The 20004-nt window shown below is 69.5% G+C and carries 20 protein-coding genes; 9 read left to right on the top strand and 11 right to left on the bottom strand.

Annotated features, from left to right (window positions below; genetic code table 11):
* Nucleotides 1–987: a Bug family tripartite tricarboxylate transporter substrate binding protein gene (locus tag ABSY19_RS09810; protein ID WP_382161944.1), complete on the bottom strand. Its 987-nt coding sequence runs from the start codon at nt 985–987 to the stop codon at nt 1–3.
* A 110-nt stretch (nt 988–1097) separates the two neighbouring features.
* On the opposite strand from ABSY19_RS09810, the gene ABSY19_RS09805 reads away from it, so the two are divergent.
* A complete protein-coding gene (locus ABSY19_RS09805; protein ID WP_382161941.1) occupies nt 1098–2357 on the top strand; it encodes a LysR substrate-binding domain-containing protein in 1260 nt (419 codons plus the stop codon).
* On the opposite strand, the gene ABSY19_RS09800 is transcribed toward ABSY19_RS09805, so the two are convergent.
* Nucleotides 2354–2635 carry an ACT domain-containing protein gene (locus tag ABSY19_RS09800; protein ID WP_382161938.1) on the bottom strand — a complete coding sequence of 94 codons (282 nt, stop codon included), beginning with the start codon at nt 2633–2635 and terminating at the stop codon, nt 2354–2356. The genes ABSY19_RS09805 and ABSY19_RS09800 overlap by 4 nt on opposite strands.
* 93 nt (nt 2636–2728) lie before the next feature.
* On the opposite strand from ABSY19_RS09800, the gene argP reads away from it, so the two are divergent.
* A complete protein-coding gene (argP, locus tag ABSY19_RS09795; protein WP_382161935.1) occupies nt 2729–3634 on the top strand; it encodes an HTH-type transcriptional regulator ArgP in 906 nt (301 codons plus the stop codon).
* A 6-nt stretch (nt 3635–3640) separates the two neighbouring features.
* Here argP and ABSY19_RS09790 read toward each other — a convergent pair whose 3' ends face one another.
* From ABSY19_RS09790 to ABSY19_RS09775, 4 genes are all read right to left on the bottom strand, one after another.
* The gene (locus ABSY19_RS09790; protein ID WP_382161932.1) at nt 3641–4894 is read right to left on the bottom strand and encodes a hypothetical protein; all 1254 of its coding nucleotides are present in this window, start codon (nt 4892–4894) and stop codon (nt 3641–3643) included.
* A gap of 329 nt (nt 4895–5223) precedes the next feature.
* Nucleotides 5224–6300 carry a pyridoxal phosphate-dependent aminotransferase gene (locus ABSY19_RS09785; protein WP_382161929.1) on the bottom strand — a complete coding sequence of 359 codons (1077 nt, stop codon included), beginning with the start codon at nt 6298–6300 and terminating at the stop codon, nt 5224–5226.
* The gene (locus tag ABSY19_RS09780) at nt 6297–7109 is read right to left on the bottom strand and encodes a trypsin-like peptidase domain-containing protein (RefSeq protein ID WP_382161927.1); all 813 of its coding nucleotides are present in this window, start codon (nt 7107–7109) and stop codon (nt 6297–6299) included. Before ABSY19_RS09780 ends, ABSY19_RS09785 begins: the two co-directional genes overlap by 4 nt.
* Nucleotides 7106–8152, bottom strand: a complete 1047-nt coding sequence (locus tag ABSY19_RS09775) for an alpha/beta hydrolase family esterase (protein ID WP_382161924.1) — start codon at nt 8150–8152, stop codon at nt 7106–7108. The genes ABSY19_RS09780 and ABSY19_RS09775 overlap by 4 nt, the downstream gene beginning before the upstream one ends.
* A 243-nt stretch (nt 8153–8395) precedes the next feature.
* On the opposite strand from ABSY19_RS09775, the gene ABSY19_RS09770 reads away from it, so the two are divergent.
* The 5 genes from ABSY19_RS09770 (at nt 8396) to ABSY19_RS09750 (ending at nt 14187) form a co-directional block, all read left to right on the top strand.
* Nucleotides 8396–9454, top strand: coding sequence for an ABC transporter substrate-binding protein (locus tag ABSY19_RS09770; protein WP_382161922.1), 1059 nt, complete (start codon nt 8396–8398; stop codon nt 9452–9454).
* Nucleotides 9451–12102 carry a PAS domain S-box protein gene (locus ABSY19_RS09765; protein WP_382161919.1) on the top strand — a complete coding sequence of 884 codons (2652 nt, stop codon included), beginning with the start codon at nt 9451–9453 and terminating at the stop codon, nt 12100–12102. Before ABSY19_RS09770 ends, ABSY19_RS09765 begins: the two co-directional genes overlap by 4 nt.
* Nucleotides 12099–12530 (top strand): response regulator, encoded by a 432-nt coding sequence (locus ABSY19_RS09760; protein WP_382161916.1) that lies wholly within the window; start codon nt 12099–12101, stop codon nt 12528–12530. Before ABSY19_RS09765 ends, ABSY19_RS09760 begins: the two co-directional genes overlap by 4 nt.
* A 25-nt stretch (nt 12531–12555) precedes the next feature.
* A complete protein-coding gene (locus ABSY19_RS09755; protein WP_291118152.1) occupies nt 12556–13002 on the top strand; it encodes a universal stress protein in 447 nt (148 codons plus the stop codon).
* 99 nt (nt 13003–13101) lie between these two features.
* Nucleotides 13102–14187 carry a hypothetical protein gene (locus tag ABSY19_RS09750; RefSeq protein ID WP_382161913.1) on the top strand — a complete coding sequence of 362 codons (1086 nt, stop codon included), beginning with the start codon at nt 13102–13104 and terminating at the stop codon, nt 14185–14187.
* 6 nt (nt 14188–14193) lie between these two features.
* Here ABSY19_RS09750 and ABSY19_RS09745 read toward each other — a convergent pair whose 3' ends face one another.
* Together ABSY19_RS09745 and ABSY19_RS09740 are read right to left on the bottom strand one after the other, a co-directional pair.
* Nucleotides 14194–14895: an ArsR/SmtB family transcription factor gene (locus ABSY19_RS09745; protein ID WP_382161910.1), complete on the bottom strand. Its 702-nt coding sequence runs from the start codon at nt 14893–14895 to the stop codon at nt 14194–14196.
* A 332-nt stretch (nt 14896–15227) separates the two neighbouring features.
* Nucleotides 15228–15797 carry a DUF2889 domain-containing protein gene (locus ABSY19_RS09740; protein WP_382161907.1) on the bottom strand — a complete coding sequence of 190 codons (570 nt, stop codon included), beginning with the start codon at nt 15795–15797 and terminating at the stop codon, nt 15228–15230.
* A gap of 104 nt (nt 15798–15901) precedes the next feature.
* Between ABSY19_RS09740 and ABSY19_RS09735 the strand changes: the two genes are divergently transcribed.
* Both ABSY19_RS09735 and ABSY19_RS09730 read left to right on the top strand, forming a co-directional pair.
* Entirely contained in the window at nt 15902–16414 is a 513-nt protein-coding gene (locus ABSY19_RS09735; protein WP_382161904.1) for a cupin domain-containing protein, read from the top strand.
* 142 nt (nt 16415–16556) lie between these two features.
* Nucleotides 16557–17300, top strand: coding sequence for a hypothetical protein (locus tag ABSY19_RS09730; protein WP_382161901.1), 744 nt, complete (start codon nt 16557–16559; stop codon nt 17298–17300).
* Between the two features lie 4 nt (nt 17301–17304).
* Here the strand turns inward: ABSY19_RS09730 and ABSY19_RS09725 are convergent, their stop codons facing one another.
* Genes ABSY19_RS09725 through ABSY19_RS09715 form a run of 3 tightly spaced genes read right to left on the bottom strand, consistent with a single transcriptional unit; the run spans nt 17305 to nt 19952 of the window.
* Nucleotides 17305–18402, bottom strand: a complete 1098-nt coding sequence (locus ABSY19_RS09725; protein WP_382161898.1) for a chemotaxis response regulator protein-glutamate methylesterase — start codon at nt 18400–18402, stop codon at nt 17305–17307.
* Between the two features lie 13 nt (nt 18403–18415).
* Nucleotides 18416–19075: a chemoreceptor glutamine deamidase CheD gene (cheD, locus tag ABSY19_RS09720; protein WP_382161895.1), complete on the bottom strand. Its 660-nt coding sequence runs from the start codon at nt 19073–19075 to the stop codon at nt 18416–18418.
* Nucleotides 19062–19952, bottom strand: a complete 891-nt coding sequence (locus tag ABSY19_RS09715) for a CheR family methyltransferase (protein WP_382161892.1) — start codon at nt 19950–19952, stop codon at nt 19062–19064. The genes cheD and ABSY19_RS09715 overlap by 14 nt, the downstream gene beginning before the upstream one ends.
* Between the last annotated feature and the right edge of the window lie 52 nt (nt 19953–20004).

Genomic DNA, 20004 nt, shown 5'->3' with positions numbered 1-20004 from the left:
TCAGTCCGCCTTCACGTTGCCGCGCTGGATCACTTTCGCCCAGCGCGGGATCTCGCGCGCGATCAATTGCGAGAAAGCCTGCGGCGTGGTGGGCGTGGGCACGGCGCCTTCGATCGCCAGCGCGCGCGCCACCTCGGGCGAGGTCAGGGCCTTGTTGATCTCGCTGTTGTAGAGCGCGATCAGCGGCGCGGGCAGGCCGGCCGGGGCCACGATGCCGTACCACTGGTCGGCGTCGAAGCCGGGGTAGCCGCTCTCGGCGACCGTGGGCACGTCGGGCAGGGCCGGCATGCGCTGCGGGCTGGAGACCGCCAGCGGCCGCAGGCGCCCGCTGCGGATGTGGGCGATCAGGGCCGGCGAGCCGGTGAAGATCGCCTCCACCTGGCCGCCCAGCACATCGCTCACGGCCGGCGCCGCGCCCCGGTAGGGGATGTGCGGCATGAAGATGCCGGCTTCCTGCTTGAGGTACTCGAAGGTGATGTGGGCCGCGCTGCCATTGCCGCCCGACGAGTAGTTGAGCCGGCCCGGCTCGGCCTTGGCCTTGGCGATGAAGGCCTTGAAGTCGGTGGCGGGAAACTTCTCGTTGACCACCAGCACGTTGGGCACGCGGGCGACCAGCGCCAGCGGGGCGAAGCTCTTGACCGGGTCGTAGGGCAGCTTGGGGTAGATCGAGGGGTTGATCGCCAGCGTGCCGATGTGGCCCATCATGATCGTGGCGCCGTCCGGTGCCATGCGGGCCACCTCGCCCGCGCCCACCGAGCCGGCCGCGCCGCCCTTGTTCTCGATCACCACCGTGATGCCCAGTTGCGTGGCCAGCCGCGCGCCGATCGCGCGCCCCAGGATGTCGGTGGAGCCGCCCGGGGGGAAGGGCACCACCAGCTTGATGGTCTTGGGCAAGGAGGCCTGAGCCTGCGCGTGGCCGACGGCCAGGCCGGCGGCGGTGGCCAGCACCAGTTGGCGCCGGGTGATCCGGGGGACTGAAAAGGTCATGAGATTCTGTTTATAGGAGAACGGGTTGAAACGCCACCCAGTGTCGCGGCTGGCCGCCGGCGCCACAACTGCAATATGCTTGGCCCGAATTGCAATCTGCTTATGACAGCATGGACCCACACGACGACCCGCTGACCCGGTTGCGCGCGCTGCGCACCGTGGAAGCCACGCACGAAGGTGGCAGCGCGGCCGTGGCCGCGCAGACCCTGCACTGCTCCACCTCCACCGTCTCGCGCACCATCCAGCAGACCGAGCAGGCCTTGCGGGTGGCCCTGTTCGAGCGCGGCACCCGGGGCATGGTGTGCACGACCGCCGGGCTGGCGGTGGTGCGCGGCTGCGCGGCCATGCGCGCCGAGCTGGTGCTGAGCGCCTCGGAAAGCACCCCGCAGGATCCTCGGCCGGAGCCCCTGCGGCGCCAGGTGGAGAGCCTGTTCCGCGTGCTCACGGTGCCCATGCTGCGCTGCTTCGTGGTCTGCGCCGAACTGGCCAATGAAACGCTGGCCGCGCGCTCGCTCGGCCTGTCGCAGCCGGCGGTCAGCCAGCAGCTGCGGTCCCTGCACCAGGCCTATGGCCGCGCCTTGATGCAGCGCACCCAGCGGGGCCTGCGCCTGACACGCGACGGCGAGCGGGTGTTGGCGCCGCTCAAGCGCGTGCTCAACATCCTGCGCGTGCTCCAGGAACAGATGTCCGCCTACCGGGGCGAGGCCACCGGGCGCCTGCACCTGGGCGTGCTGCCCATGGCCAGCACCTCGCTGGCGCCGCGCGCCCTGGCCGGGCTGCTGCAGCGCATGCCCAAGGTGGTGGTGACCGTGAGCGACGGCACCTACGACGCCATGGCCCGGCAGCTCAAGACCGGTGACCTCGACATGATTCTTGGCCCCCTGCGCGGCGAGCTCGTGGCGCCCGAGCTGGAAGAGCGCGAGCTGTTCCGGGAATCGCTGATCGCGGTGGTGCGCCAGGGCCATGCGCTGGCCTCGGCGGGGCGGCTGCGCTCCCTGCGCCAGTTGCGCCACCAGGCCTGGATCGCGCCGCTGGAAAACACGCCGGCCCATGCCGCCTTCGAGCGTGCGTTCCGCGCCGCCGGCGCGCCCTTGCCCCAGGCCTCGTTCCACGCCAACAGCCCGCCGCTGGTGCGCGCGCTGCTGATGAAGAGCGACCACATCGCGCTGATGTCGCCATTGCAGGTGCAGGAAGACCTGGCGAGTGGCGCGCTGGTGCGCGTGCCGGTGACGTTGCACGAAGTGGACCGCCGCATCGGCATCACCGTGCGGCGGGCCTTCGCCTGGCCACCGTCCTGCGTCTACCTGTGGGAGCAGCTCAACGCGCTGACGCCGTTCGAGCGAACCCAGGTGGGCGACGCAGGCACTTAGGTCTGCGCTGTCTTTCGCGAGAGCTGGCCCAGCGCGGCGAGCGTTTCGGACAACTTGTCGGACGGCACGAAAAGATGGTCGTGATAAAAGCCGGAGACCACGTTGCAGGGGATCGATGCCGCCGCCAGCACGCTGCAGACTCGCGCGAGAAAGCCCACGGCTGCCAGCGAGGAGTGCACGGACAGGGTGATCAAAACGGACTCGAATTGAAAGGCGATGCCCAGCGCCTGGGCCTGCTCCTTGGGCACGATGGCCGTCAGGCCTTCCGCTTCCTGCATGGTGCAAACCGGTTCGAGTCGGTCGAGTAGCGAGGCATCGCGGAGGGTGCACCGGTGCGAGACCGTTGACTGTACAGGCGAGGAGAGAGGTTGATGCTGAACAGAGAGCAATTGGAGACGTTTGCGTCGGTCGTCGAGCATGGGAGCTTTGATCGTGCTGCCGCGGTGCTCAACGTGACCAAGGGTGCGGTGTCACAGCGCATCAAGGCGCTGGAGGACTCGCTTTCCAACGTGCTCCTGGTGCGCGCCAAGCCCGTGGTTCCCACGTCATCCGGGGAGACACTGATGCGCCACGTCAAGATGCTTCGACTGATTGAGGAAGCCGTGTTGACCGATCTGGTGCCCACGAGATGCGAGAAGAAGGCGGTCCCGGTTGCGATCGCCGTCAATGCCGATTCTTTGGCGACGTGGTTCTCTCAAGCGCTTTGGCGGATTCTTGAGACGAAACGCATCGCGCTGGAGTTGGTGATCGATGACCAGGATCACACCATGGAACGGCTCATCAAGGGTGAGGTGATCGGGTGCATCTCCACCAAGTCGGATGCCATGCCCGGTTTCGTTGCCGAGCCGCTGGGACACATGGAGTACCGGTGCTACGCCACGCCGCAGTTCTCGGTCCGACACTTTCCGAATGGGCTTGGCCTTCAGGCCGTGCTGGATGCACCTGCCGTCCTCTTCAACAGGAAGGACTCGCTGCACGACGACTTTCTGGAGAAGGTGTTCGGCTTTCAGGTTGCACGGTATGTGAAGCACTATCTTCCGGCTCCGAACACTTTGCGCGAAGCGATCCTGAGGGGGGCGGGCTATGGCCTCCTGCCGGCAGAGCAGGCGAAGGGTGATGTCGAGACGTCCACGTTGATCGAGCTGACCCCGGGTCAAGTCATGACGGTCGTTCTCTATTGGCATCGATGGGAAGTCGAGCCGCCTGTCTTTCAGGAGATGACGCGCGTTGTTGTCAACGCCGCGCGCGCCACGCTGGCGCAGGAGCCGTCGAAATAGAGGCGCTCAGGATGGCGGTTTCCTGAGCTTCCCCGCGATGGCGACAATGCAGAAAACGGAGGCGGATGCAACCAATCCAGCCAGCAGCGAGGCGAGATCCCCGTCCGTGAAATGAGCCCCCGCCCACGCCAACAGGTAGACACCAGCAGAAGCCACGAAGCCAGTCCCCATGATGAGGGAGGCTTGTGATGCGGTCAGCTTCCAGTTCGCAAGCAGAGCGACGAAGACGATCGCGATGCTGCCGATGTAGATCACGTTCACTGAAACCATCGTGGCGACGATCCCTTGCCCGCGTGCGGCCAGCGCTGTTGCCATTCCCAGTGCGACAAGACTCGCCCGGATGCCGCTGACGAACGCGATGCCTTGAGTTGCCGAGTCCAATGCTTCGGTCATGGCTCGCGTGATGGCGGCCCCCGATCCCAGTGCGGCGGCAGACAAACCCAACAACAGCGTGCTGCCGATGGCCGCACCGAGATGGCCGACCTCTTGAGCCAAGATGAACGGGATGATCTGTTTCGCATCGGAGAGGTTCGTGAGATGGCCGCCTTCCTTGAACCCGAGCACGACCGACGCGGGAAGAAAGCTCACGGCGATCAGACACCCCGCAGCAATGAGGCAACCCCACACGGCGCCAGAGGCTCGCCTGGCCGCCAGAAGGAACTGGTGGTAGTCGGCGCCCGTGCACACCAGCGCGGCAACCGCGACCGAGATGGACACCATGGCGCCAACGCCCAGCAAGGGCGCGTCAGCGATGAACCTCTGTGGGCTTTTCAGGTAGATGGCGCCACCGTTGCCATTGATCAATGCGAGGACGAGAATCACGCCACTTGCCAACAAGAAGACAGAGAGCACGGCAGAGGCGGTCCTCAAGTTCAGCCGGGATGCAACCAGGATGCAAAGCAACACGAGCGCGTAGGCTGCGATCGCACCCAGTCCCAGCAGTTTGAGGATGGCAACGCCACCATGGATTTGTGCCGCCAGAACCCCGGCCATCCAGATCACCGACAAGACGGCCACAGCCTGTCTGGAGCGTTCCCCAAAGGCTGCCCCGAAGAAGTCCCAGATGGACATGCCGGATCGCCACAACCGGGCCGCAAGAAAAGTGAGCAAGAGCATGCCGAAGGCGGTGGCCAGGCCGTAGATGCTGCCGCCCATGCCATAGGTCATCGCCATTTCGCCTGATCCCAACAGGAATCCGATGCCGTAGCTCGCCGACACGAGCAATGCAGCGACTTGAAAAGCGCTCAATGTCCGGCGCACGCTGCAGCCTTGAAAAACCGATGCGCTCCTGCTTCGATGCAGACCCGATTTCGTGGGCCAATGCCAGGGTGGATGACCCTCCTCATGCGCACGAGGGCAGGTACAGAGCGGTGCTCCGTTGCAGTTCTTCCAGAATGGCGCTTCTCTGAATCATGGGCTTCTCCGAGAGATCCCTTGGCCCTGGATGGGCCTTTCGGGGTGCGCGCATTCTCTCGGTGCCGGTGGACTACGAGGCCTTTTTTCTCATCGGTTTAGAAAATTTGAGAAGGAGGCAAAAGAATTGAACACGCCTGCTTTCTCACGTTCAACCAAGGGAAGTGAGTCTCTTCCTAGGCCATCAACCCAGCCGCGCGCAGGAACGCATCGTTCTCTTCCACCGTGCCCACGGTCACGCGGAAGCAGCCCTGCAGGCCGTGCAGGCGGTCCTGCCGGCGCACCAGCACCCCGCCGGCGAGCAGTTGCGCATGCGCCTGGGCCGCGTCGGGTGTGCGCACGAGCAGGAAGTTGGCGTGCGAGGGCAGGGGCCGCCAGCTCGGGTGGCCTTGCAAGGCGGTGAACAGGCGCTCGCGTTCGCGCAGGGTTTGCGCCACGCGCTCTTTCACGTAGCCGGGGTGCTCCAGCGCCACTTGCGCGCACACCGTCTGCAGCACCGACACGCCAAACGGCGGCACCAGCTTGCGCAGCTGGCGCGCCACGCCGTCGGAGGCCAGCGCGTAGCCCATGCGCAGGCCGGCCAGGCCCCAGGCCTTGGAGAGCGTGCGCAGCAGCACCACGTGCGGGTGGCGGCGCGCGAGTTCGCGCGCATCGTGTTCGGTGAAGTGGTGGTAGGCCTCGTCGATGACGAGCAGCCAGCCGTGGCCGCTGGCCTGCGCGAGCCGCTCCAGTTCGTCGAGTTCGCACAGCGAGCCGGTGGGCGCGTGCGGGCGGGGCAGGTAGATCACGCCCTGCGGCGCGGGGCCCGGTGAGGTGCCCAGGGCGGCGATCACGGCATCGATGTCGATCGAGGTGTCGTCGCGCAGCGGCACTTCGGTGAGGGTGGCGCCGAGCAGTTCCGCGTCCAGGCCGTAGAGCGCGAAGTTGGGTTTGACGGTGACGACGCGCCCGCCGCCCAGCGCGCTGAGCTGGATCAGCAGGGCGATCAGCACGTTGCTGCCGGTGGTGACCACGGTGCCTTCGGGCGACCAGCCTTCGTGCCGCGCCATGGCCTCGCACAGGGCTTCGGCGTTGAGGTCGGTGTAGCGGTGCCAGGGCAGCTGGCGCAGGCGCTCGAGCGCGAGGCCTTTCAGTTCGTCGGGGAAGTCGGCGAAGGATTCGTTCTGGTCGAGCTTGATGGGCGCCGTGATCGGGGAAAAGGGGTAGTCGGGGCTGGCGAGGACGGCGGGGCGGACAGGAGGCAGCGGGTTCATTCGGCGGTGGCGGGTTCGGTCAGGGTGAGCAGGATGTCGGCGTACCAGGCGCAGTTCAGGCCCAGCGACTCGTCGAGCACGAGGTCGCGGTTGCCCATGTCCATGCGCGAGGAGTGCACGCCCAGCAGCTTCCAGGGCAGGGCGGCGGTGGCGGGTGTGGGTTGGGTGTCGCGCATGACCACGGCCGCGCCGCTGGTGCCCCGGTGGGTGCGCGCGTCGGTCAGGAAGAAGCCCTGGGCCTGGAAGCGGATGCCGAAGGGCGAGGCGATGGCCGCGTGGCGCAGCACCGGCAGGTGGTGCACCACGTCGTGGAAGCCGAGCGGAAAACCCACCACCATCAGCGAGGTGTCGGCGGGCACGGCGTCGAAGGCGGTCTGCAGGTGGGCCGGTGTGAAGGCGCGCACCACGGCCTCGGCGGGGAAGGCGCCGCGGTCGAGTTCGATCACCGCCACGTCGATCTCACCACCGCTGTCCTCGCCCTGGTGCCAGACGGCGAGGCCGTCCACGTACAAGGGCACCGAAAAGCCGGTGGAGACCGTGAGGTTGACCGCGTCCATGTGCAGGCCGATCTCGATGCGGTCGGGCCGGTGGTCGGTGGCCTCGTCGATCAGCACGTGGCGGCTGGTGACGAGGTACAGGCGCGCGTCGCGCTCGAAGAAGAAGCCGCTGGCGTTGGTCAGCGGCTGGGTGCCCACGAAGGTGGAGACCTGGGGCGCGGCCAGGAACAGCGGGTCCACCAGCACGGGGGCGGTGGCGGGGGCCGGGGCCTTGGCGACGGCCTTGGGCGCGTGGCGGGTGTGTTTGCTCATCGGTCCAGTGTGGCAGGTTTCGTGGGCGTTTCCGTGCCGGGCATCCGGCGGAACTGGCGCGAGACGAAGGCCCAGGCCATGCGCGAGGCATCGGGCCCCCGGGCGTCGCTGTAGGGCTGGCTGGCCGTGCCGCCGCTCCACGCATGGCCCAGCCGGGGCACCTCCACCAGGCTGACCAGGGCGCGGCCGCGCTGCTTGAAATCGGTCACCGTCATGGGGTGGCGCTGGCCGCGCCGCAGTTCGCGGGGCGCGCCGGCGGTGGCGCCGAGTTGCCCGGCCCACAGCCGCGCCACGGCCGCGCCGTTGCTGGGCGAGACCACGGCGTCGCTGCCGCCCTGGATGACCAGCAGCGGTGGCCAGCGCTCGGCCGCGGGATCGGCGGGCGCTTCGCCTGGCGGCGCTGGCAGGCGGCGCCCGCGCATGGCGGCGAGCGCGGTGGCGGTGGATTCGGCCACCCCGGGCGCCACGCCCGAGTGCATGACCACGGCCTGGAAGCGCGTGGGCTCGCGCGTGGCCAGCAGCGCCGCCATGCCCGCGCCGGCCGAAAGGCCGGCCAGCGCGATGCGCGCGGGGTCCACCGGGTAGAGCAGGGTGGCCTGGTCGATCGCCGCGAGGATGAGCGAGGCCTCGGCCTGGGCGCGGCCGCTGCGCGTGTCGTACCAGTTCCAGCAGCGCTGGGGGTGGGCCAGGCGGTCCTGCTCGGGATAGAGCACCAGAAAACCTTCGCGGCGCGCCAGGGCGTTCATGCGCGTGCTGGCGGCGAAGCCCGCGCTGTCCTGGCCGCAGCCGTGCAGCATCACCAGCAGCGGCACCTTCCCTTGGGCAGGCAGGTCGGGCGGGCGGTAGAGCCGGTAGCGCCGCGCGCCGCCGGGGCCCAGGGCCAGGCCGGGCAGCCAGTCGCCCGGGCCGGTGGCCACGCCGCGCGCTGCCTTGGCCCGCGCCACCCGGGGCGCGCGGGGCAGTTGTCGGGCCGCGCGCGCCATCGCGCGCAGGTTGCGGTTGAAGGCCTTGACCCAGGTGGACGTGGCGCGCCGGCGTGCCACGGCGTCAGCCCCTGCGGCGCGGCAGCGGCGCCGGGCTCAGGCGCATCTGCGCGCCCAGGCAACGGACAGGTTCACCGGGCGCAGCACGTCGATGCGCGCGGGCCCCAGGAGGTCGTGCTGGGACAGGCCGTGGAGGTCGATCATGCGCAGTGGGGGTGGCAAAGCGGGCAAAAGTTCAGTTTTGCGGCCTGTCGTGGCCAAGGGATGGTCCGAAACCGCCCTTGATGGTGACAGAATGTTTTGATGGCAGATGGGATGCGGGGCAATTCGGGACTCGAAGGGAGGCTCGCTGGACAGGGTGCTGTCCTCGGGTGGTGGCTGCGCGCCCGCGCGGCCTTGGGCTGGCTGGCCTGTGTGGGCGCGCTGGCGGGTCTGATGGCCTGCAGCGAGCCGCCCCAGCCACCGCTGGTGGTCGGTTTCAACACCTGGGTCGGCTACGACCCGCTGGTGCTCGCGCGCGACCGGGGCCTGGCCGATGCGAAGCAGGTGAAGGTGGTGGAGCTCATTTCCAGCGCGGAGGCCCTGCGCCATCTGCGCAACGGCTTGCTGGACGCGGCGGGCCTCACCATGGACGAGGCCCTGCGCCTGGTCGACGGCGGCTTCGACGTGCGCATCGTCGCGCTGCTCGACACCTCGGCCGGTGCCGACGTGGTGGTGGCCGCGCCGCGCATCACGAGTCTGCAGAAACTGCGCGGTGAACACATCGCGGTGGAAGACGCCACCGTGGGCACGCTGATGCTCGAACGCCTGCTGCGCAAGGCGAACCTGCGGCGCGAGGACGTGACCGTGTTGCGCATGGACGCCACGCAGCACAAGACGGCGCTGCTGAGCGACCGCGTGGCCGCGGCGGTGAGCTACGCGCCGATCGACGGGCCGATCCAGGCCCTGGGCTACCGCGCCATCTTCGACAGCCGCCAGATGCCGGGCGAGATCGTCGACGTGCTGGTGGTGCGGGGCGAGGTGTTGCGCCAGCGCCCCGAGGCGGTGGACGCGCTGATGGCGGCCTGGGCCGCCGGCCTCAACGTGATGCGGCTGGACCCGGGTGGCGCGGCCACCTCGCTGGCGCCCGGCGCCGACCTGACACCCGCGCAATACCAGGCGGTGCAGCGGGGGCTGCGCTTCTATTCACCCGAGGAATCGCTGGCCATGCTCACCGGCAACCCACCCCCGCTGGCGCAGCAGGGCGAGGGCGTGGCCCGCCTGCTGGTGGAACTCGGCGTGCTGCGCTCGGCCCCCAACTGGGCCGCGCTGATCGACACCACACCGGCGCTGCGCGCACCGACCGCGGGGCCCTTGCCATGAAGCCGGTGACCCGCCTGCTCTCCCTTCCCGCGCGCTGGCTCGCGCCTTTTCTGCTGGCCGCCTTCGCCCTCACGACCACGGGTGTCAACCTGGCGATGCAGTGGCGCGAGGTCGATCAGCAGGTGACCGACAGCGAGACCCGGCGCCTGCGCGAACGCCTGGGTGTGGAGCAGAGCCGGCTGAGCGCCGAGACCGGCAACGCCAACACGCTGCTGGTGCGCCGGCTCGTGGGCGGGCTGGGCCTGTACAGCGGCATGCAGCACGCCTACCTGATCGATGCGCGCGGCGTGGTGCTGGCGTCGCTGATGCGCACCGACATCGGCCTGCCGTTCGCCGATCTGCAGGGTCTCTACCCCGAGCTCGAGGGCGTGAAACCCCTGTTGGCCGAGCCCATGGCCGGCGCCACCCTGCAGGTGGGGCGCGCGGCGGGTTCATCCCTCCTGTTCGGCCGGGCGGCGCTGGAGCCGGGGCACGAGTTGCTCACCGTCGTCGACCTGAGCCAGCCCATGGCCGTGCGCTTCGTGGGCATGCGCTCGCAGGTGCTGCGCGAGAGCCTGGTGCTGCTCGTGCTGGTGGCCCTGCTCGCGCTGCTCCTGCACTGGGTCTGGTTCCGGCGCGCCGAGCAGCTGGCCCGTGCCCTGACCTCCATGGGCGAAGGCCAGTTGCAGGCGCGCACCGGGCTGCAGGGGCGCGACGAACTCGCGCTGATCGGCGCCGCCGCCGACCGCATGGCCGAGCGCCTGCAGGCCAGCCACGCGCAGCTGCAGCGCATGAACGACGTGGTGGACCGCTCGCCGCTGGTGGTGATCGAGTGGGACAACGTGATCGGCTGCCCGATCCGCTACGTGAGTCCCTCGATCGCCCAGTGGGGCTACGCGCCCGAGCCGCTGCTGCAGGGCCGCATGACCTACGACGACCTGATCCATCCCGACGACGTGGGCCAGGTCAACGCCGAGATCGACGGCTACCTGAAGCACGGGCCGGACACCTACCGCCAGGAATACCGCCTGCGCTGCGCCGACGGCCGCTGGATCTGGATCGACGACCGCAGCGCGCTCACCCGCAACGCCGAAGGCCAGGTCACGGCCATCAGTGGCGTGCTGCTGGACATCACGGTGCAGAAGGAAGCGCAGATCGCGCAGCGCGAGCAGGCCGAGTTCCAGCGCCTGTTCTACGAGCTGCCCCTGATCGGCATGGCGATTTCCTCGCCCCACAGCACCAGCTGGCTGCAGGTCAACGACCGGCTGTGCCAGATCCTGGGCTATCCGCGCGAGGAGCTGCTGCAGCGGACCTGGTCCGAGATGACCCCGGCGCCCGATCTGGAGCGCAACCTCGCGCTGCTCGACCGCATGAAGGCCGGCCTGACCGACAGCTACCAGATGCAGAAGCGCTTCGTGCGCCGGGACGGCAGCTTCGTGCACACCGAGATCCACGTGCGCGCGGTGCGCGAGCCCGACGGCGCGCTCAAGCACCTGTTCTCCATCGTGCAGGACATCACCGAGCGGCTGCAGACCAGCCAGGCCCTGAGCGACCAGAAAGGCCTGCTGGAGCAGGCCGAGGCCATGGCTGGCCTGGGCAGCTGGCTGTACGACTCGCACACCAAACACATCTGGTGGTCGCGCCAGATGTACCGCAACATCGGCCGCGACATCGCGCAGGGCCCGCCGCCCACCCTCAAGGACTACCTCGACTGCCTGCACCCGGACGACCGCGAGCGCGTGGCGCGTTTCATGCGCGCTCTGCCGAGCAACCGGGGCCGCCTGCACGCCGAGTTCCGCCGCCACCCCTCGCTCGGGCCCGAGCGCTGGTTCCGGGGCGGCGTCGAATGCCGCGCGCTGGCGGAAAACGCCGGCCACCACTACAGCGGCACCCTGCTCGACATCACGCAGATCAAGCAGGCGCAGATGAACCTGGAGCGCATCAACGCCCGGCTGGAGCAGCGCGTGGCCGAGCGCACCGAGCAGCTCAGCGCGGCCAACCGCGAACTCGAAGCCTTCTCGTACACCGTCTCGCACGACCTGAAGGCGCCGCTGCGTGGCATCGACGGCTACAGCCAGCTGCTGCAGGAAGAGCACAGCGAGCGGCTGGACGACGAAGGCCGGCAGTTCATTGGCCGCATCCGGCGCGGCGTGCAGCAGATGGGCGCCCTGATCTCGGACCTGCTGGACTACTCGCGCATGGAGCGCCGCACCATGGAACACCAGGCGGTGGAATTGCGCCCGCTGCTGGACCTGGTGCTCGAAGGCCACGCGGCCGACATCGCGGCCGCCCGCACCGAGCTGCGCCTTCGGCTCGAGCCCATGACCCTGCAGCTGGACCGCGAGGGGCTCGCGGTGGTGCTGCGCAACCTGGTCGGCAACGCCATCAAGTTCAGCCAGGGGCGCCAGCCGCCCCGGGTGGAGATCGGCTCGCGCAGCGAAGCGGGACGGCGCATCCTCTGGGTGCGCGACAACGGCGTGGGCTTCGACATGAAGTACCACGACCGCATCTTCGGCATCTTCCAGCGCCTGCAGCGCGCCGAGGACTACGCCGGCACCGGCGTGGGCCTGGCGCTGGTGGCCAAGGCGGTGCAGCGCATGGGCGGCCGCGTGTGGGCCGAGAGCGCACCGGACCAGGGCGCCACGTTCTATCTGGAGTTTCCGTCATGAGCGCCGCCAAACCGCTGCCGTCCATCCTGCTGGTGGAGGACAACCCGATGGACATGGACCTCACCCTGCGGGCTTTCAACAAGAAGAAGTTCTCCAACACCATCCATGTCGCGCGCGACGGCGAGGAGGCGCTGGCCTGGTTGCCCCGCTGGGAAGCCGGCGAGGCCCTGCCCGCCGTGATCCTGCTCGACCTCAACCTGCCGCGCGTCAACGGCCTGGAGGTGTTGCAGCAGCTCAAGGCCCATCCGCGCTTTCGCAGCATCCCCGTGGTGATATTGACATCGTCGCGGGAGGACAGCGACCTCAAGTCCGCCTACGATCTGGGGGTGAGCTCGTACATCGAGAAACCGGTGAGCTTCAGCAAGTTCATCGAGGTGGCCGAGCGCATCGAGCTGTACTGGTGCGTGCTCAACGAGCGGCCCTACTGACCACAAGACAAGGAATGGAAAGACCATGCTGAAAATCCTCATCCCCGTCGATGGTTCCTCGCACGCCCTGCTGGCCGTGCACCACGCGCTGCGGCTCGTGGGCGCCGGTCTGAAGGCGCGCTTCGTGGTGGCCAACGTGCAGGAGTCGGCCAACCTCTACGAGCTCGTGGTGGCGCACGACCCAGCGGTCCTGCAGCAGGTGAGCGAGGCCGCCGGGCGCGACCTCGTGCGCCCGGCCGTCGCCTTGCTCAGCGCCGCGGGCCTGCAGGTCGAGTCGGCCGTGGCCAGCGGCGACCCGGCCCACCGGCTGGCCGAGATCCTGGAAGGCCATGCCTGCGACGCCGTCATCATGAGCACGCGCGGTGGCGGCCTGCGCTCGGCCGTGCTGGGCTCGGTGTCGCAGGACATGGTGCAGCGCTCGCCCGTGCCCGTGACCCTGGTGAAGGTGCCCGAAGACGCGGCACCCGACTGACGCCGACGGCACCGCCGCACCGAGGAGCCGGCCGAGGCCGGCTCTTCGCTCGTTCACCGATCCCCCTTCGGCTTTCCTTCCCGTTCCACACCCCTGCCCGTGACCCTGCTCTTTGCCGCCCCCGATGCATCCGGCGCGCTTCGCTTCATCGGCGAAGTCGAGCGCGGGGCCGACTGCGGCTGCCGGTGCCCGGTGTGTGGCAGCGCCCTGGTGGCGCGCCAGGGGGCCGCCAACGAATGGCATTTCGCGCACGAGGCCTCGCAGGAGCGGCCCGAATGCGCGGCGGCGGCGGCCAGCATGCTGCGCCGCTTCATGCTCGAACACCTGCAGGCCCGGGGCGAGGCCGGCGCGCTCTCGCTGCCGCCGTACCAGCAGCGGGTGGCGATCGTGCGCGCCCTGATCAACGTGCACGAAGACGTGCAATGGGGCGCCCAGGCGATGGGCGCGCTGCAATGGCTGTCCGAGGCGGCGCTGCACGAACCGGTGGCGCGCGCGCGGCTCGACACCGGCGCGGACCTGCACCTGTTCGTGACGGTCGGCGAGGCCGAACCGCCACCCCCCGACACGGGCTGCGCGCAGCTGGTGTTTCGCTGCCGCCTGCCGCCGGCCTCGGTGCTGCGCGATCGCCACGCCGCCGAGCAACACCTGGCGCAGCACGGGGAACTGGCCTGGGTCCACCACCCGGACACGCTGGGCCTGGTCGCGGCCGCGCAGGCGCGGCTGGAAGCGCGCGGCCGCCAGATCTATGCCAACTGGCTGGCCATGGCCGACGCCGCCGGTGGCCCGGCCACCGTCGTCGACACCCGCCCGCCGCCGCTGTTCTATGGGCCCAGCACACGCGCCGAGCCCAAGGAGGCGCCGCGGTACGCCTGCGCGCCCGCGCACGCGCCGAACGTGAGCTTCACGCTCTACCGGTTGTCGCCCACCGAAGCCTGGTTGCTCTACCTGCTCGAACGCGTGGGCCCGCTCGACTGGCGCACCGCCACGGAGAAGTTCTACGCGCTGGCGCCGTACCCGGGTCCTTTCGACGGCTGGGCCCAGGCCTTGCCGCTCAGCGTGGGCGTGGCCGACCTGGATGTGGGCATCGTGCGCTGCACGGGTTTTCTGGATGCGGTCACCTACCTCTCGCGCCGCTCGCAACTCACGCGCAGCGGCCGCGACCCGCTGGCCTTCCAGGGCGTGTGAGGCCCATCAGGCCGCGCGGCCGGCCGCCTGCTCCAGCCGGGGCAGCAGTTCGCGCTGCCCCTTGGGCGTGAGGTCCAGCACCCGACCGCCGCCGCGCCGCAGCCAGCCTTGGGTGGTGAGGTGCTGGAGGATGTCGTCGGCCAGCTGGCCGGCCAGGTGGTCGCGCCGTTCCGACCAATCCAGACAGGGGTAGGCAAAGCGCCGGCTGGCGCGTGGTGGCGCGGGCTGCAGGTCCAGGTGGTCGGACAGCCACGTGTGCCCGGCCTCGGTGAGGGCGTAGCCGCCGGCCTGGGCCGCCAGCGCGCCCCGGGCCTGCAGGGCATCGTGCAGCAGGATGCCCAGGCGCCCCGCCATGTGGCCGTAGCAGCAGCGGGCGTAGCGCAGGCGTTGGCGCTCGGGATGGGCCCAGGCCTGGTCGTGCACGTCGCGTTCGGCCACCAGGGCCAGCGCTTCGAGCGCGTGCGCCACGTCGGCGTCGGCCAGCCGGTAGTAGCGGTGCCGCCCACGCGGCTCGCAGACCACGAAACGCGCGTCCAGCAGCTGGGCGAGGTGGCCGCTGGCGGTGGCGGGGGTCACCGAAGCCGCCTTGGCCAGCTCGCCCGCGCAGGCGAACTCGCCGCTCATGAGGTAGGACAGCATGCGCGAGCGCGCCGGGTCGGCCACCATGGCGGCCACGCGGGCCAGGCGGGGTTCGTGCGAGGCTTTCATGGGGACCAGCGTAACCTGCTGGCCTGGGTGCTTGTTTCGGTTGGGGCCTAAGCGTTGCGCCGGTCATCGGCGCCCAGGGGGAGCGGCTCCGCTCATGTCCCCCGGGCCGGCTGCGCCGTCCCTCCTCCTTTACTTCGCTGCGCCGCTCCCCCTGGGCGCCGATGACCTCATTGGCACTCGACGATGGATGGCCTGCATCCCTTCTGGCGCATGGGCCTCAGGCGTTCTGCGCAGCGGGGTAAAGGAGGAGACCCGGCGAAGCCGGGTCGGGGGACACCCGCGGAGCAGAGCGCCTGAGGCCCATGCGCCCGCGAGGCAGTCGAATGAAGTGGCTAGGAAGTCACAGACGACGAGGCCGGCGGTTGCCAGCGAAAGAACATCGGATACACCCGCTCCACCACCGGCCCATTGAAATCCCAGCCCACGCACTGGCCCAGGTGCGCGGGTGGGCGGCCATCGCCCTTGGGCGCGAACGCACCCGCGCCCGCGCAGGTCTGGAAGGCCGCCGTGGCGAGGTTGAACAACAACTCCCGCAAGTGGGTGCAGCCCTGCACGTCGCCCAGGTGGCGCTGGATGGTCTGGCGCCAGCCGCGCCCCAGCACCTCGCCCACCATGCGCTGCAGGTTCGGCATGGCCTCGGGACACGGACCGTGCGGAAAAGCGTCCATCGCGACCTCGACCGCGCGGATCACCATGCCCTCGTCGAAGGTGACGCGCAAGCGCATGTGGTGGATGGGCTCGCCCGCCAGCCAACGGCCTTCGTCGTGGATCTCGATGTCGTGCGGCTTGCTGTCGTGCAGTTCGCCTTCCACCTCCCACAGGCCGTCGTCGCGCCGGAAGCCCTGGTAGGTGACGCGCCGGGTGTGCATGGGCGTGCGGGGAGCGGGGGTGGGCAAGGGCAAGGCAGTTTCTCCGGACAACGTGGGGTCGAACCCCGCATTTTCCCGCCATGCGCGCGCCCGCGCATGCTGGCACACTGAAGACCCGCGACCCGGAGACACCCGCCATGGCCCACGAGCACCATCCCCACGCGCCCCATGACCACGATCACCACGCCGATCCGGCCTGGAAACACGATGGCGTGCGCGTGATCCCGGGCAACCAGCTCGACGGCAACGTGCCCTCCACCCCGGGCATGGACCGCAAGGCGGCCATCAATTTCGCGCGCGTGGGCGCGCAGAAACTCTGGGCCGGCACCGTCACCATCCACCCCGACGCCAAGACCGGCGCCCACCACCACGGCCCGCTGGAGAGCGTGATCTACGTGGTGCGCGGCCGGGCGCGCATGCGCTGGGGCGAACAGCTGGAGTTCACCGCCGAGGCGGGCCCGGGCGACTTCATCTACGTGCCGCCCTACGTGCCGCACCAGGAAATCAACGCCAGCCCCACCGAGGCGCTGGAGTGCGTGCTCTGCCGCAGCGATGGGCAGGCGGTGGCGGTCAACCTGGACATCGAACCGGTGGAAAAACCCGACCAGGTGCTCTGGGTGGACCCGACGCACCCGACTGGCGGCGTCTGAGGCGGCCGCCCATCGGCCCGTCCGTCTGTCGGCCCCGCGCGCCGGGAGGCGAAGAAAGTTCTCAAGTTCGTGTGTTCCCGGCCGAAAACCCGGCAAGAACACCGGGCTTGTCTCGCCCGGTGGCCGCCGTGAGGGGAAGCCCATGCTGAACATTTCGAGCACCACTGCCGTGTCCTGGCCGACGCCGGTGTCCACCGCCGTCGCGCCGGTGTCGCCGGTCGCCGCCGTGCAGCCCGTGCAGGCGGGTGGCAACGACGGCAAGGCCCAGACCGGTTTCGGCCGCGAAGGCCGCACCGCCACGCCGTCGCAGGCCGCTGCCGCCGCCCGCGCGGGCGTGGACGGGCGCGCCGCGGCGACCGACGATGACGCCGCCGCCGCGCTGCCGGCTTCGCGCAGCGCCTCCGGTGTGCCAGCGGCGCCGCAGGACGTGGCCGCCCAGCGGCAGGCCCAGCAGGAAGCCGCCCAGGTGGCCGAACAGCGCCAGGCCAAGGACAAGAAGGCGGTGGAGCACCTGCAGAACGTGCTGTCCCGCATGTGGGAGGCCAGCGCCGCCGTGGTGGACCGCGCGCTGGGCATCGAGCCCGCGAAGGGCGGCAGCGAGGTGCCGGGCAACCAGAGCGATACCGCCCCCGACCTGTCGGCGGTGACGGCCTCGATGATCCCGCGCAAGCCCCTCACAGCGGACCGCCCGGACCAGCCGGCGATGGAGCAACTGCCCTGGCCGGTGATGCCCGAAGGTGGCGAGGTCGCCGAGGCGGTGGAACTGGACGTGGTCGGTGATGGCGTGGGCCCCGAGGCCATGGCCGAGCTGGTGGCCTACGACGAACACGGCCACGGCAGCGCCGCGCCGGTGGAAGCCGGCACGCTTCTCAGCGAGCGCGTCTGAACGATCAGATCCGGTGCCGCACGCCCGAGGGCGAGCTGGCCAGCCGGTTCAACACCGCATTGGCGATCTGGTTGAGCGGCAGCACCTCGTGCGCCGCGCCGTGCTGGATGGCCATGCGCGGCATGCCGAACACCACGCAGCTGGCCTCGTCCTGCACGTAGTTGTAGCTGCCGGCGTCCTTCATCTCGCGCATCGCGGCGGCGCCGTCGCCCCCCATGCCGGTGAGCATGATGCCCAGGGCGTTGGGGCCGAGCACGCGCGCGGCCGACTTGAACAGCACCTCCACCGAAGGGCGGTGGCGGTTCACGGGTTCGGTGTCTTCCAGCACGGCCACGTAGTTGGAGCCGCTGCGGTCGATGCGCAGGTGGCGGCCACCCGGGGCGATGTAGGCATGGCCGGGCAGGATGCGCTCGCCGTCGCGCGCTTCGGCCACGCGGATGCGGCACAGCGTGTTGAGGCGGTTGGCGAAACTGGTGGTGAAACCCGGCGGCATGTGCTGGGTGATCACGATGCCCGGTGCGTCGGCCGGCATGGGCACCAGCACCTCGCGGATGGCCTCGGTGCCGCCGGTGGACGAACCGATGCAGATGATCTTTTCGGTGGACAGGCGCGGCAGCGGCGCGCGCGGCGGCTCGGCGGCGTGGCCGGCGGCGGTGGGCGTGGCCTGGGCGGTCCCCGGGGCGGCGGCCAGGCGCTTCACATGGGCCTTGGCGGCCACGCGGATCTTGTCGACGATGTCGCCGGCCAGTTCGTTCAGGCCGCTGCTCACGCCGATGCGCGGCTTGGCCACGAAATCGACCGCGCCCATCTCCAGCGCGCGCAGCGTGATCTCGGCGCCCTGTTCGGTCAGGGTGGAGACCATCACCACCGGCATCGGGCGCAGGCGCATCAGCCGCGAGAGGAACTCCAGGCCGTCCATGCGCGGCATTTCCACGTCGAGCGTGATCACGTCGGGGTTGAGCTCGCGGATCATCTCGCGCGCCACCAGCGGGTCGCTGGCCGCGCCGATGCAGGCCATGTCGGACTGGCGGTTGATGATTTCGGTGAGCAGGCTGCGCACCAGGGCCGAGTCGTCGACCACGATGACCTTGATTTTTGCCATGTTGTTTTCTCCCTTAGAACAGATCCACCGAGCCGCCGGCCGTGGCCTTGGCCACGACGGCCGCGCTGCCCTTGCGTTCCTGGGTCTCGATGGTTTCGGGATGCGAGTGGGCCAGGCGCTTGACCATGGCCTTGCCCGTGGCCGGGAAGTAACACACCTTGCGCGGGTAGATGTCGAGCACGTCCTTGGAGACCACGGCGATGCGCTCGGTCTGCAGGTAGTCGAGCACGAAGGCGGTGTTGCGCTCACCCACGTTCATGGTGGTGAAGGTGTGCATCACCTGCCCGCCGCCGAACACCTTGGCCTGCATGCTCTCGCGCCGGGCGCCGAGCTTGATCATCTCGTTGATCAGCAGTTCCATCGCGTAGGAGCCGTAGCGCCCGCTCGAATCGTTGCCGCCGTCGGGCAGCATGAAGTGGTTCATGCCGCCCACGCGCACGCGCGGGTCCCAGATGCAGGCGGCGATGCAGGAGCCCAGCACCGTCATCACCACCAGGTCGTCGGCGGTCACGTAGTACTCGCCCGGCAGGACCTTCACCGCGTCGTGCTTGAAGTGGTGGTCCTGGTAGAAGAAGCTGGCCTCGCCCGGTTTGGTGGGGCGCCCTCTGAGGGCGTCCAGCCGGGATGTCGTGCCCGCGGACGGGCGCGTGGCCACGGCGTCAAATGCGCTCATACACGGTCTTTCCGCGCAGGGCGAAGAGGTTGCGGGCGTCGCTGAAGTTCTCCGCGTGGCCCACGAACAGCATGCCGCCGGGCTTCATCACGCGGTGGATGCGCTCGAGCACGGCGCGCTGCGTGGCGGCGTCGAAGTAGATCATCACGTTGCGGCAGAACACCACGTCGAAGGGTTCGCGGAACGGCAGGTTCTCGATCAGGTTGACGCTCAGGAACTCCATGTGCTTCTGCAGCTCGGGCTTCACGCGCATCAGGCCGGCGTTGCCCGCCTTGCCGCGCATGAAGAAGCGCTGCAGGCGCTCGGGGCTCAGGCCCTTGACGCCGTCGGCCTTGTAGATGCCGCGCTGCGCGGTGGCCAGCACCTTGGTGTCGATGTCGCTGTTGACGATCTGGAACGAGCCTGAAGCCCCCAGCGCCTCGGTGGCCGTCATGGCGATGGAGTAGGGCTCCTCGCCGGTGGAGGCGGCCGAGCACCAGATGCGCCAGGCCTGCGTGCGTTTGGCGGCCAGCAGGTCGTGCAGGATGCCGAAGTGGTGCGATTCGCGGAAGAACGCGGTGAGGTTGGTGGTCAGCGCGTTGATGAACTCCTGCCACTCGGCACCGTCGTGCTGCTCCAGCCAGTCGAGGTAGGTCTTGAAACTGTCGTGACCGGTCTCGCGCAGGCGGCGCGAGACGCGGCTGTAGACCATGGCGTGTTTGCCGTCGTGCAGGCTGATGCCGGCCTTCTTGTAGATCAGGGCCTTGATGCGCGTGAAGTCGTCGTTGGACCAGACGAATTCGCGGCCTTCGGTCAGGGGGCCGTCTTCGGGTGCGGGCGCGCTCGCCCGGCCCGTGGGCAAGGGGGAGCGCTTCGGGGGCGTGGTCTGCAGCAGCATGGGGTCCTGACTGAGGAAAAGCGGGGGGCGCCAGGCAGCGGGGCGAAAGGAC

The sequence above is a fragment of the Hydrogenophaga sp. ANAO-22 genome (genome assembly GCF_042466645.1).
GTDB lineage: Bacteria > Pseudomonadota > Gammaproteobacteria > Burkholderiales > Burkholderiaceae_C > Hydrogenophaga.
Note: the sequence above shows the minus strand (reverse complement) of the source record. Positions and strands in the feature narration are given on the sequence as shown.